A 12,394-nucleotide genomic window follows, 5' to 3' on the forward strand; every position below is an offset into this window, starting at 1 on the left:
CCCATGCGCTGCCCCTTTTGCCGGCACGAAGACACGCAGGTCGTCGACTCGCGCGTGTCCGAAGACGGCGCCGCGATCCGGCGCCGCCGCCGCTGCCCGGCCTGCGACAAGCGTTTCACGACGTACGAGCGGGTCGAGCTGGCGATGCCGGCGATCGTCAAGAAGGATGGCAGCCGCACGGAATTCGACCGCCGCAAGATCGTGGCGAGCATGCAACTGGCGCTGCGCAAGCGCCCGGTTGCGGCCGATGCAATCGACGCGGCGGTTGCCCGTATCGAGTATCAATTGCTCGGCAGCGGCGAGCGCGAAGTGCGCAGCGAGCGCCTTGGCGAGCTCGTAATGGGCGAATTGCGCGAACTCGACAAGGTCGCGTTCGTACGGTTTGCTTCGGTGTACCGACGCTTCGAGGACGTCTCCGAATTCGAAGACGTGATCGAGGAATTCCGCCGCGCGGGTGCTGCCAACAACCCCACGAAAAAGCGCTGAGCGCATTCGCATTTTCCTTCCCTCCTGCCAGGCCGTTGTCGTAACGCTCGCATTCTCGCGAGCCGACGCTGCGCGCGCCAGCTAGCCGTTCGGCTAATTGTTTCGTTTCGCTTTCGTCCGTAGATTGATGGCAATCCGCACAAACTAAGGATTGCTGATGAAGTACGGAGGATTCACGCTCATTGAGACGATGGTCGTCATCGTCTTGCTGGCGATCTGCGCAACGATTTCCACGCCCGTATTCACCGCGTGGCGCGTGCGCGATCAGGTCGACGCCCGCGCCAACGCAATGCTCGTCACACTCGCCTACGCACGCAACGAGGCAATACGGCGCAAGTCGCGCATTGCCGTTTGCCGCGTCGACGCCGCGCACAATTGCCTTGCGGCGGCCAAAGCGTGTCCGTCCGGTATTGCCGACTGGTCCTGCGGCTGGGCCGTCATGATCGAGCGTGCCGGAGCGTCGATCCCGTTGCGCATCCAGCCGGCGCTCGACGCGATTTCCGTGGCGTCGGGGCTCACTGCCATCACGTTTTCGCCACCGGCGGGGCAGACCATCGGCAGCTTGCGCAACTTCGAGATTGCCCCGCGGGCCACCTCGGCTGCACCACGCGGCGCGGGCTGGCGTCGCTGCATACGCATCGCGGCGGGGGGCCGCGCACGCATCAGCGACGGCGCATGCACGGGGGCGTCATGAGCCGGGTGAGCGAGCGCGGCCTGCGCGGGTCGACGCTGCTTGAAGTCGCCATTGCGCTTGGCGTCATGGCGATGTGCGGGCTCGGCCTGTTGAGCACGCAGCTCGGGCTGGCCCGGCACGCGCAACTGGCAGCGGCGCGCGAGCGCGCGGCGTTTGCCGCTGACGCCATTGCCGAAGCTGCACGCGTGACAGGTGCAACGTTCGCCACGTCTGATCGATGGAAGGCGCTGACGGCGAGCGTCGTGCCCGAAGGGCGGCTGACCACCTCGAGCGCGGGAGGCGACGCATCGATCGCGTCCGTGAGTTGGGCGGCTACACCGTTGCGCGCAGCGTCGGGATCGACGGCGGTTTCGCAGGTTGCGCCGTGTATCGATGCCACGGGGTCCGCTGGGCGCGCCTGCGTCGCCCTGGCGTTTCTGCGATGACCAGGCGTTTCGCCCACGTGCGCCAGCAGGCCGGCCACACCCTGCTCGAACTGACGATCGCCGTGGCGCTGGGCCTCGTGGTGACGCTTGGCGCGCTCTCGGCTTATCGTACGCAGCGCCAGGCCTATGCGCAGGCGAGCGACGCCGCGCGCGTCCACGAGGCCGGCATGAATGCGTTGATGCTGATCGGCGAGCAGATCCAGATGGCCGGCTTTGTTGCCGCGGACGCACGCTCGCCGCTCGCCGGCCCCGCGATCTTCGGCTGCGCGGCCGGGCGCCCGACCGGTGCCAACGCGGCGCTTGCCTGCGAGTCGCTGTCGAGCCGCTCCGATGGGTTGGCCGTGCGCTATCAAGGCGACAGTGCATCGACGTGGCCCGCTGCAAACGGCCAGGTTACCGACTGCCTTGGACAGGCGGTTGGCGTGGCCGGCGTGGAGATCGTGAACCGCTATCACGCCAGGGTGAGCGGGTCGACCGGCGAGAGCGAGCTTTACTGCGAGGGCTCCGGCAAGGTCGGCACGGCGCAGCCGCTCGTCGAGGGCGTCGAGCGTTTGCGCCTGCGCTACTGGACGGCGGGCGCGGCGCAGGCGGCCGAGGCTTCGGCGCTCGCGCGCGATCGGTGGGCGTCGGTCGTGGCGGTCGATCTGTGTGTGCTGGTGCGCGGCGCGGCCTTCGCACGGCGTACGCGCTACACCGATTGCGATGGTGTGCAGGCGGTCGGCGCGGATGGGCGCGCGCGACAAGCGTTCTGGCGGCACATCGTGCTGCGTAACGTTCTGCCGGCAGCGTCATGAGAACGAGCCTTCGCGGGAAGCGTCGCACACGCGCCGCGCGTCACGGCGTGGCGCTCCCAGTCGTGCTGCTTGTCGTCGCGATGATGCTCGTGACGTCGGCGGCGTGGTTCGAGGCAGCGCTGCTGACGCGGCGCAACGCAGATGCCGTCACCGATCATTTGCAGTCCTTCCATGCCGCCGACGCCGCGCTCGTGTTGTGCTCGCGTGCGCTGACGAATGGCTCGATGGCCGAGTCTGCGGTTGCCACGCAATCAGGCGAGCCGCAAGCCTGGCGTAGGCAGGACAGCTTCGAGCGGCAGGCGGTCGCGCCCGTTGCCGCGTGGCGGGGGTCCGGGCGCGCGCCGCAATGCTTCGTCGAGGCCTGGCGCATGGAGAGCCGTCCGCTGGCTCGCGCGTATCTCGTGACGGCGCGAGGCTTCGGCGCATCGGAAGACACGCAAAGCTGGCTTCAGGACCAGTTGGTCATCGAAGCCGCGGGTGACGCGACACGCGTCGAGCATCACTGGCGTCACGTCGTCGCGAGGCCGTTTTGACGCGGCGAACGGGAGGAAAGATGAAGCGCAACCGGTACAACGCGTTCACACTGCTCGAACTGGTCATCGCGCTGGCGGTGGCCGCAATCGTCGCGGCCTTCGCGTTGCCGGGGTGGAGCGCGCAGATCGCGCGGGGACATCGCGTCGACGCCGTGGCCGCGCTCCATCGCGCAGCGCAACTCGTCGATATGCAGAGCGCGTCGATGGCGTCTTTGCCCACGGGATTCGACCAGGCTCCGCCGACGGGAACGCCCATCTACCGCTTGCGCCTGATGCCCGCCGACGCGTCCAACGGCGGCTACGCCATCGTGGCCGAGCCTGTGGAAGCCGGCCCGATGCGTGGCGATGCGTGCGGCGCCTTCGTACTCGACGCAACCGGCGCGCGTAGCAATCACGTTGCAGGCGGTGGCGTTGTCGCGGCGGGTACGCAGATGTGCTGGAGGGACCGGTGAGCGCGTTGGAGCCGCGCAGCGGGCGGCGATCAGCCGGTGAGGTCGTCTTCGTCCGAACTGGCGCGGGCAGGCGGGTTCGCAGTGGCGCCGCGCTGGCGCCGCACCTGCTGCCACACGCGATACGCCTCCCACGCCGTAAAGGCGAGGCCGCCCCACTTGATGATGGGGCGCGCAGCCGAAACGATGCTCGCACGCAGCGGCTTCGCCACGATGAGCGAGACGAGCGAACTGATTAGCGGATATTCCTTGAGCAGGCTGCCGAGGCCGGAAGCCACGCCGCCGCCAGCGCCGGGGCGTCCGAATCCGGGCACCACGAAGCGCAGCCAGCTGAAGTTCGTGACCGTCGCTCGGATGTCCACGAGCGCTTCAGCCATTTCGGCGCGCTCGACGCTCGCTCGCACCAGCAGCAGTTCCTTGCGCAGCGCGCGCAGCTGAGGCGTCGACAGGTCGTGCGAGCGGCCGCGGCGGGGGCGAAAAGCGGTGTCCGGTCGTGATTGGTTCATGGCGTCGGCTGGCGGCTAGGGGTTGCGCAGGACATCTCGGTCTTTCTCGAATTCCTCGAGCGTCGCCTGGAATACGAGTGGCGCAGTGTGCAGCCCGCGGCGCGCCTTCAGGCCGCAGAAAATCGCCGCGATCGCATAAACGATCGTGAGACCGGCGAGCGCCTCCCAGCGGTACGTGTCCCAGAAGGCGATGGCAATGAGCGCCGTGAGCGCGATCAGGGCAAGCATCGCGAACATCATCCCCGCGAGGCCAAGGAACAGCACGCCGATGAGGCGGTCCTTCTCCTCGGCGAGTTCGATGCCGATCAGTTCTAGCCGCGTCTGTAGCATCGCGGACGCGGAGCCGAGCAGTCGGCGCAACGGCCCGTGTTCGTGTCGCTGCGAGTGGGTGTCTGTCGTCATGGCGATGGCGGGTGGCGCAGGCAGATGCCCGAGCAATGCGCAAGAAAGAACGCAAGAAAAAACAGCGAACTGGATCGCCCGACGAAACCAGGCGATGCGGCGGGCCACGCCGGCGAAGAGCCGTCAGGCAAGCGCTGCCAGCGACTGGTCGAGCGCACCGCGCGAGCGGCCCTGAGACCGCCCGCGTGGCGCGGCGAGCGCCGATTTATTTGCGGTTGATCAGCAAACCGACCAGCACGCCCACACCGGCGGCGATCCCGATCGACGCCCACGGATGCTCGTGGACATAGTCGTCGGTCGCGCGTGCCGCTTTCTTGCCTTTCTCGACCACGACCACCTGGACGTCGGCGGCCTTCTCTTTTGCCTGCTTCAGACGCGAGAGTGCCGTTTCTCGCAACTCCGAAGCGCGCTCGCCCGTAGCGCTCGCAGCCTGCTTGAGCAGGTCCTCTGCATCTGCGAGGACGGTTTTGATATCGGACATCAGCCTCTCCTTGTTGACCTCTGACATTGACTGGCTCCCATCGTGTCACATCACGCGTGAATCGTAACAAAGATACGGGCGCTGGCAAGCGTGACGCGCCGCCACGACCTGCGAATTCGCACGATCCGTTCCCGCGAACGTGCGTGGACGGGGTTTTGGATCCCGCTCACCAAAGAAGCGCGGTGAGAGTCATAGATTTGGTCCGGCACCTAAAGTTTCCTCCAACCGGTTCAAAATTACAAAAACTCATACCGGTGTGAGGCGATGTTCGTTCGCGGGGCGCAACCAGGGCCTGTATGCTTGAGCGTTGTAAACGTCCGCTGGATCAACGGATTTTTCGATCAAACCCGTTCACCTCGTTCAAAGGAACCGCACCATGAGTCTACGTCTTGGCGATATCGCACCCGACTTCGAGCAGGATTCGAGCATTGGCCACATCAAGTTTCACGAGTGGCTCGGCAATAGCTGGGGCGTGCTGTTTTCACACCCGGCCGACTTCACACCGGTCTGCACGACCGAGCTTGGCCTGACCGCCAAGCTCAAGAACGAATTCGAGAAGCGTAACGTGAAGACGATTGCGCTTTCGGTGGATACCGCACAGTCGCACAACGAGTGGATCAAGGACATCAACGAGACGCAGGCAGCGAGCGTCGGCTTCCCGATTCTCGCGGACGGCGACCGCAAGGTGTCCGCGCTGTACGACATGATCCATCCGAACGCGAACGAGACGCTCACCGTGCGCTCGCTGTTCGTGATCGACCCGAACAAGAAGGTGCGCCTCATCATCACCTATCCGGCGAGTACAGGCCGCAACTTCGACGAAGTGCTGCGCGTGATCGACTCGCTGCAGCTCACCGACAACTACCAGGTCGCGACGCCCGGCAACTGGAAGCAGGGCGACGACGTCGTGATCGTTCCGTCGCTGAAGGACGAAGAAGTCCTCAAGCAGAAGTTCCCGAAGGGCTACAAGGCCCTGCGTCCGTATCTGCGCATGACGCCGCAGCCGAACAAGTAAGCCGTTCGGGCAACGTCCGCGCTGCACGGGCGCCAAAAAAACGCCGCACGAGACAAGTCGTGCGGCGTTTTTTATGAGCCGGCGACGCCGGACAGGGCGGCGATCAGAAGAACGCCTGAATGCCCGTTTGTGCGCGGCCGAGGATCAGCGCGTGGATGTCGTGCGTGCCCTCGTACGTGTTCACCACTTCGAGGTTCACGAGGTGACGGGCCACGCCGAACTCGTCGGAAATACCGTTGCCGCCCAACATGTCGCGGGCGAGACGCGCGATGTCGAGTGACTTGCCGCACGAGTTGCGCTTCATGATCGACGTGATCTCGACGGCCGCCGTGCCTTCGTCCTTCATGCGGCCAAGACGCAGGCAACCCTGCAGGCCGAGCGTGATTTCCGTTTGCATGTCGGCGAGCTTCTTCTGGATCAGCTGGTTCGCGGCAAGCGGGCGGCCAAACTGCTTGCGGTCGAGCACGTACTGGCGCGCGGTGTGCCAGCACGATTCCGCGGCGCCGAGCGCGCCCCAGGCGATGCCGTAGCGCGCCGAGTTCAGGCAGGTGAACGGGCCGCGCAGGCCCTTTACGTCCGGCATGAGGTTCTCTTCCGGCACGAACACTTCGTCGAGCACGATTTCGCCCGTGATCGAGGCGCGCAGGCCCACCTTGCCGTGGATCGCGGGCGCCGAGAGACCCTTCCACCCTTTCTCGAGAATGAAGCCGCGAATGTCGTCCTTGCCGTCTTCCTCGAGCTTCGCCCAGACGACGAAGACGTCGGCGATCGGCGAGTTCGTGATCCACATCTTCGCGCCCGAGAGCGAGTAGCCGCCGTTCACCTTCTTCGCACGCGTGACCATGCTGCCCGGGTCCGAGCCGTGGTTCGGCTCCGTGAGGCCGAAGCAGCCGATCCACTCGCCGCTGGCGAGCTTGGGCAGGTACTTCTGCTTTTGCGCTTCCGAGCCGAATTCGAAGATCGGCACCATCACGAGCGACGACTGCACCGACATCATCGAGCGATAGCCCGAGTCGACGCGCTCCACTTCGCGCGCGATCAGGCCGTAGGCCACGTAATTGAGACCGGGGCCGCCGTATTGCTCAGGAATCGTCGGGCCGAGCAGGCCGACTTCGCCCATCTCGCGGAAGATCGAGGCGTCCGTCTTCTCGTGGCGGAACGCTTCCAGCACGCGCGGCGCGAGCTTGCCCTGGGCGTACGCGGCGGCGGCGTCGCGCACCATGCGCTCCTCTTCGGTGAGCTGCTGGTCGAGCAGAAGCGGGTCTTCCCAATGGAACTGGGCGTGTGCGGCCATGGTGTCTCTCCTTTCCTCAAATCCTTGAAATGGGCGAATTTGCGCTTGACGCGAGTTCCGCTATGCGGAACAATGTTTTGCATATCGACTTTAGTGTAGCACCAGGGCGCCCATGTCTGCATCCGGAATGACTACGACTTCATCTTTTTCTGCTTCGCTGGCCGAGGGGCCGATCGACGAGCGCAAGTTCGTCGTGGCGCTCGCCCGCGGGCTCGACCTGCTGCGAGCGTTCCGTCCCGGCGAGACGCTGCTGGGCAACCGCGATTTCGTGGCGCGCACGGGCTTGCCGAAGGCGACCGTGAACCGGCTCGCGTACACGCTCACCGTGCTTGGCTATCTGCGCTTTGACGAATCGCTCGGCAAATATGCGCTCGACGCCGGGGTGCTGTCACTCGGCTTTGCGCTGCTCTCGGGCACCGACACGCTCGAACTCGCGCGCCCGCACATGCGCGTCTTCGCACGCGAGGTGGGTGCGGCTGTGTCGCTCGGGTGCCGCGACGGTCTCGACGTGATCTATCTGGACACGATTCGCAGCGAAACGGCGCTTACGCTCGGCCTCGCCTCGGGTTCGCGCCTCTCCATGCTGACGAGTTCGATGGGCCGCGCTTACCTGGCGGTGCAGCCCATCGACGTGCGCATGGCGTTGTTTGCGGAGCTGGAGAAGGCGGCGGGAACCGAAGGGCCGGCGTTGGTGGAGGCCGCGAAACGCGAGATCGAGGTGTTCGGCAAGGAAGGGTGCTGCTATTCGTTTCGCGACTGGCATGAAGACGTCAACGCCGTGGCGGTGCCGTTTCGCGAGCCGCGCGAGCGTCGCTGGCTCGTGCTCAGCTGCAGTGGGCCGGCTTCGTCAATGGGCCCCGAGGTGTTTCGCGAGCGCGTGGCGCCGCTCTTGAAGTCGCTGGCGCGTCGTCTTGGCGAAACGGTCTGACTTGCGAGCCGCAGCGGGCACAAAAAAGCCGACCTTCGAGTCGGCTTTTTTCATGATGGCGTACGCCAGGTTCAGTGGTTCAAGCGGCCGAGCAGCAGGAACTCCATGAGCGCCTTCTGCACATGCAGGCGGTTTTCCGCCTCGTCCCAAACCACGCTCTGCGGGCCGTCGATCACCTCGGCGCTCACTTCCTCGCCGCGGTGCGCGGGCAGGCAATGCATGAAAAGCACATCGGCGTTGGCGCGGGCCATCATCGGCGCGTCCACGCACCAGTCTTCGAAGGCTTGCTTGCGTGCTTCGTTTTCGGCCTCGAAGCCCATGCTGGTCCAGACGTCGGTCGTTACGAGGTCAGCGCCGTCGCAGGCATCGTGCGGGTCCTCGAACACTTCGTAGAACGGCTTGCTTTCCGGCGCGACCAACGCCGGATCGAGCGGATAACCGGGCGGCGTGGAGATGCGCAGCTTGAAGCCGAGGATCTGCGCGGCTTCGATCCACGTGTAGAGCATGTTGTTGGCGTCGCCGACCCACGCCACGGTCTTGCCGCGGATCGGGCCGCGGTGCTCGTAGTACGTGAAGATGTCGGCCAGCACCTGGCAGGGGTGGTACTCGTTCGTGAGACCGTTGATGACCGGCACGCGCGAGCTTTCGGCAAAGCGCTGCAGGATGTCCTGGCCGAACGTGCGGATCATGATGATGTCGACCATGCGCGAGATGACCTGCGCCGAATCTTCGATCGGTTCGCCGCGACCGAGCTGCGTGTCGCGCGTGTTCATGAACACGGCGTGGCCGCCCAGCTGGAAAATACCCGCTTCGAACGAGAGGCGCGTGCGCGTGGAGCTCTTCTCGAAGATCATCGCCAGCGTGCGGTCGTGCAGCGGGTGATAGGTCTCGTAGTTTTTGAACTTGCGCTTCAGGATGCGTGCGCGCTCCAGCACATATTCATATTCGTCAAGGGAGAAATCCTTGAACTGCAGGTAATGGCGTATGGTCCGGGAGGTCATGAAACAAAAACGGCGCCCGATCCGGCCTCGAACTGCAGGATTGGGCCGGCGACGCCGCTGCGGTTGGTGGTAAGTCAAAGCAGCATAAAGGATTTTGCGCATTTTGACGAGTTGCCCAACATTTAGGCAGGGTGCTTTGGCGCACGGTGGACGGCGTTTTCGTGACGGCTTTCGTGACTATTTCGCGGGCATCGTGAAGGCCCGGATCCAGCCTTTCAAGTGCCTTGTGTGCACTGCGTCAAAGCGGTCAGTGCGCTATAATCCCAGAGATTTCTTAGGCACGACAAACGGGCCCTGGACGTGTGTAATGGCAGGGTGGCGACACCTCGCGGCCACGCCAGGCAAGCCCGCGGGAGCGGCCTGTGCGCTGACTGGCAGTGCGCCGCGAAATCGTCCTGTCGATCCCGTTGCGAGACCTGCTTGTGACATGCGGCGGCGGCGATTTTCGAGACTTCACGCCAGGCGGGGTGCGCGGCAGCCGTTCCCTATCCATCGGACTGTCCATGCGCGTGGCGGCGGGCGATCCCCGCGGCCGGCGTTCCGCGGTACCAGCGCGGAACGCGCGCGGGCGCAGCGCTCGTGTCGCCGTTACATGCTGCAAACGCACCCAGCAGCTACACACACAGGTACTCCTGCATGGCCGACGAAGCTCCAACCGAATACTTCATTCAAGGCATCACCAGCGCGGGGAAGAAGTTTCGTCCGAGCGACTGGTCGGAGCGCCTCGCAGGGGTGATGTCGAGCTTCGGTCCTAAAGCGTCGGCCAATGCTCGCGGCCCGAACGCGTATCTGCGCTACTCGCTCTATGTGCGCCCGACGATGATCGGCGACCTCAAGGTCGTGGTGCTGGACTCGCGCCTGAAGGACGTCGAGCCGATGGCGTTCAATTTCGTGATGAGCTTCGCGAAGGACAACGACCTCCTCGTGACCGAGGCGTGCGAACTGCCTCACGATCACGCCACGCAGCAAGCCACCGTGCGCTAGCGGCGCGGCCACGGCAACGGACGGACCCGCTTCGGCGGGTTTTTTTGTGCCCGGCAGAAACAAAAAAACCCGCCGAAGCGGGTTTCTTGTGGTGCAGCGCAAAGAGGGGGTTGCCAGCCGTGGCTGGCAGTCCGAGTCTCTTTACTGCGCGGCTTGCATTGCCTTGACGGCAGCAGCCAGGCGGCTCTTATGGCGAGCGGCCTTGTTCTTGTGAACCATCTTTTTGTCGGCGATGATGTCGAGCGTCTTGCCCGATGCCTTCAGAACTTCAGCAGCCTTTGCCTGGTCGCCGGCGTCGATTGCCTTGCGAACAGCCTTGATGGCGGTGCGGAACTTCGAGCGCAGTGCCGAGTTGTGCGAGTTTGCCTTCGCGGCCTGACGGGCGCGCTTGCGTGCTTGTGCGGAGTTTGCCATTGCGATTCCTTGTGATTGCGGAGCGTGGTCCTACCGACGCTCTTTGCCTGGATTTGAACGACCGGCAGCGATGCCAGAGAAGTTCAAAACGGTATTTGCCGGTTGATTTTGCTTAACCAGCCGCGCCTTTTGTGCCAGAGCGGGTTTCTGCCTCGGGTTGCTGCCCCTTCCTGCCCCCTTTCCAAGACGCGTTTCGAGCCCCATTGAGAGAACTCGAATCGACGATTATAGCAACAGAATCATAAGGGTGGCAATCGCGGCGCTTCAGCGAAAACAAGCGCCGCCGGACGTGAACGCCTTTCACGCGACACGGTCACAATCAGCGCGTTTTGTCTTTGGCTCCCGTCCGCCTGCGCCGTCGCGTGGGGTTTTGCGCCGGCCTTTGCGCTGCGCATCCGCGATGGAGCGGACGACGCCCGTATAATTACCGCCCCATGAATCTATTCCGAGCCCTGCTGACGGTCAGCGGCTTCACGCTGCTCTCTCGCGTGACCGGTCTGGCCCGAGAAACGCTGATTGCGCGCGCATTTGGCGCGAGCCAGTACACCGACGCTTTCTACGTCGCGTTTCGCATTCCCAACCTGCTGCGCCGCATCTCGGCGGAGGGCGCCTTTTCGCAGGCGTTCGTGCCGATTCTCGCGGAGTTCAAGAACCAGAAGGGACACGACGCCACGCGCGCCCTCGTCGACGCCACGTCGACCGTGCTCGCCTGGGTGCTCGCGATCCTCTCGCTGCTCGGCATTTTCGGCGCGTCCTTCGTCGTGATCGTGGTCGCTTCGGGCTTGAAGAGCGACGGGCAAGCGTTTCCGCTCGCCGTCACGATGACGCGCATCATGTTCCCCTATATCGTGTTCATCTCGCTGACGTCGCTCGCGTCCGGCGTGCTCAACACGTACAAGCAGTTCTCGCTGCCCGCGTTCGCGCCGGTGCTGCTCAACGTCTCGTTCATCACGGCGGCCGTGGCCTTCGCGCCGCACATGAAGCAGCCCGTCTACGCGCTCGCGTGGGCCGTGATCGTGGGTGGCGTGCTGCAGTTCATCGTGCAATTGCCGGGCTTGAAGCGCATCGACATGATGCCGCGCATCGGCCTGAACCCGCTCAAGGCGCTCGCGCACCGAGGCGTGAAACGCGTGCTCGCGAAGATGGTGCCTGCCATGTTCGCCGTCTCGGTCGCGCAGATCAGCCTCATCATCAACACCAATATCGCCTCGCGCCTCGGGCCCGGTGCGGTGTCGTGGATCAACTACGCCGACCGCCTGATGGAGTTCCCGACGGCGCTGCTCGGCGTCGCGCTCGGCACGATCCTGCTGCCCAGCCTCTCGAAGGCGCACGTCGATGCCGATCCGCACGAGTACTCGGCGTTGCTTGACTGGGGTCTGCGCGTGACGTTCCTGCTTGCCGCGCCTTCGGCCGTCGCGCTCTTTTTCTTCGCCGAGCCGCTCACGGCCACGCTCTTTCACTACGGCAAGTTCGACGCCACGTCCGTCATCATGACGGCCCGCGCGCTCGCGGCGTACGGAGTGGGGCTCGTCGGCCTCATCCTCATCAAGATCCTCGCGCCCGGCTTCTACGCGCGCCAGGACATCAAAACGCCGGTCAAGATCGGAGTGGGCGTGCTCATCGCCACGCAGATCAGCAACTATATCTTCGTGCCGATCTTCTCGCACGCGGGCTTGACGCTCTCGGTCGGCCTGGGCGCCTGCATGAACGCGCTACTGCTGTTCATCGGGCTGCGCCGCCGCGGCATCTATATGCCGTCCTCCGGTTGGACGACGTTCTTCGTGCAGTTGCTCGGGGCATGTCTCGTGCTGGCCGGGACGATGCACTGGTGCGCCATCAGCTACGACTGGATCGCGCTGCGTCATGAACCGCTCGCGCGCATCGCCTTGCTCGGTGCGTGCCTCGTCCTGTTCGCGGCGCTATATTTCGGTATGCTTTGGCTGATGGGCTTCAAATACGCGTACTTCAAGAGGCGGGCGAAGTGACCA

At 64.6% G+C, this 12,394-nt stretch carries 16 protein-coding genes; 10 read left to right on the top strand and 6 right to left on the bottom strand.

The annotated features are described in order from the left end of the window. Positions 1-3 precede the first annotated feature (3 nt). The 6 genes from nrdR (at position 4) to M3I54_RS32995 (ending at position 3,384) form a co-directional block, all read left to right on the top strand. The gene (nrdR, locus tag M3I54_RS32970; protein WP_158758509.1) at positions 4-486 is read left to right on the top strand and encodes a transcriptional regulator NrdR; all 483 of its coding nucleotides are present in this window, start codon (positions 4-6) and stop codon (positions 484-486) included. A 157-nt stretch (positions 487-643) separates the two neighbouring features. Next, positions 644-1,180, top strand: coding sequence for a GspH/FimT family pseudopilin (locus M3I54_RS32975; RefSeq protein WP_254343359.1), 537 nt, complete (start codon positions 644-646; stop codon positions 1,178-1,180). Next, positions 1,177-1,605, top strand: coding sequence for a hypothetical protein (locus M3I54_RS32980; protein ID WP_254343360.1), 429 nt, complete (start codon positions 1,177-1,179; stop codon positions 1,603-1,605). Before M3I54_RS32975 ends, M3I54_RS32980 begins: the two co-directional genes overlap by 4 nt. Then, on the top strand, positions 1,602-2,399 hold the full coding sequence (locus M3I54_RS32985; protein ID WP_254343362.1) for a PilW family protein: 798 nt from the start codon (positions 1,602-1,604) through the stop codon (positions 2,397-2,399). Before M3I54_RS32980 ends, M3I54_RS32985 begins: the two co-directional genes overlap by 4 nt. Continuing rightward, the gene (locus tag M3I54_RS32990) at positions 2,396-2,932 is read left to right on the top strand and encodes a hypothetical protein (RefSeq protein WP_254343364.1); all 537 of its coding nucleotides are present in this window, start codon (positions 2,396-2,398) and stop codon (positions 2,930-2,932) included. The genes M3I54_RS32985 and M3I54_RS32990 overlap by 4 nt, the downstream gene beginning before the upstream one ends. 20 nt (positions 2,933-2,952) lie before the next feature. Beyond that, positions 2,953-3,384, top strand: coding sequence for a type IV pilin protein (locus tag M3I54_RS32995; RefSeq protein WP_254343366.1), 432 nt, complete (start codon positions 2,953-2,955; stop codon positions 3,382-3,384). 29 nt (positions 3,385-3,413) lie between these two features. Here the strand turns inward: M3I54_RS32995 and M3I54_RS33000 are convergent, their stop codons facing one another. The 3 genes from M3I54_RS33000 to M3I54_RS33010 form a co-directional block, all read right to left on the bottom strand. Continuing rightward, on the bottom strand, positions 3,414-3,887 hold the full coding sequence (locus M3I54_RS33000; RefSeq protein ID WP_254343368.1) for a DUF3318 domain-containing protein: 474 nt from the start codon (positions 3,885-3,887) through the stop codon (positions 3,414-3,416). Positions 3,888-3,902: 15 nt separating this feature from the next. Next, positions 3,903-4,289, bottom strand: coding sequence for a phage holin family protein (locus M3I54_RS33005; RefSeq protein ID WP_254343370.1), 387 nt, complete (start codon positions 4,287-4,289; stop codon positions 3,903-3,905). Positions 4,290-4,494: 205 nt separating this feature from the next. Continuing rightward, on the bottom strand, positions 4,495-4,797 hold the full coding sequence (locus tag M3I54_RS33010) for a YqjD family protein (RefSeq protein ID WP_007584918.1): 303 nt from the start codon (positions 4,795-4,797) through the stop codon (positions 4,495-4,497). Positions 4,798-5,146: 349 nt separating this feature from the next. Here M3I54_RS33010 and M3I54_RS33015 point away from each other — a divergent pair, with 349 nt between their 5' ends. Next, on the top strand, positions 5,147-5,785 hold the full coding sequence (locus M3I54_RS33015; protein ID WP_254343372.1) for a peroxiredoxin: 639 nt from the start codon (positions 5,147-5,149) through the stop codon (positions 5,783-5,785). Positions 5,786-5,888: 103 nt separating this feature from the next. On the opposite strand, the gene M3I54_RS33020 is transcribed toward M3I54_RS33015, so the two are convergent. After that, the gene (locus tag M3I54_RS33020) at positions 5,889-7,079 is read right to left on the bottom strand and encodes an acyl-CoA dehydrogenase (protein ID WP_254343374.1); all 1,191 of its coding nucleotides are present in this window, start codon (positions 7,077-7,079) and stop codon (positions 5,889-5,891) included. Between the two features lie 127 nt (positions 7,080-7,206). Between M3I54_RS33020 and M3I54_RS33025 the strand changes: the two genes are divergently transcribed. After that, entirely contained in the window at positions 7,207-8,007 is an 801-nt protein-coding gene (locus M3I54_RS33025; protein ID WP_254343376.1) for an IclR family transcriptional regulator, read from the top strand. 71 nt (positions 8,008-8,078) lie between these two features. Here M3I54_RS33025 and argF read toward each other — a convergent pair whose 3' ends face one another. Beyond that, on the bottom strand, positions 8,079-9,008 hold the full coding sequence (gene argF / locus M3I54_RS33030; protein WP_254343384.1) for an ornithine carbamoyltransferase: 930 nt from the start codon (positions 9,006-9,008) through the stop codon (positions 8,079-8,081). A gap of 636 nt (positions 9,009-9,644) precedes the next feature. Between argF and M3I54_RS33035 the strand changes: the two genes are divergently transcribed. Beyond that, a complete protein-coding gene (locus M3I54_RS33035; protein ID WP_254343385.1) occupies positions 9,645-9,992 on the top strand; it encodes a DUF3579 domain-containing protein in 348 nt (115 codons plus the stop codon). Positions 9,993-10,133: 141 nt separating this feature from the next. Here M3I54_RS33035 and rpsT read toward each other — a convergent pair whose 3' ends face one another. After that, complete coding sequence (rpsT, locus tag M3I54_RS33040) at positions 10,134-10,406, bottom strand: 30S ribosomal protein S20 (RefSeq protein ID WP_254343386.1); 273 nt, start codon at positions 10,404-10,406, stop codon at positions 10,134-10,136. Between the two features lie 434 nt (positions 10,407-10,840). On the opposite strand from rpsT, the gene murJ reads away from it, so the two are divergent. After that, entirely contained in the window at positions 10,841-12,391 is a 1,551-nt protein-coding gene (gene murJ, locus M3I54_RS33045; protein WP_254343387.1) for a murein biosynthesis integral membrane protein MurJ, read from the top strand. The last annotated feature ends 3 nt before the right edge of the window (positions 12,392-12,394 follow it).

Origin of the sequence: Paraburkholderia sp. CNPSo 3274 (genome assembly GCF_024206475.1) — a bacterium.
Classification (GTDB): Bacteria; Pseudomonadota; Gammaproteobacteria; order Burkholderiales; family Burkholderiaceae; genus Paraburkholderia.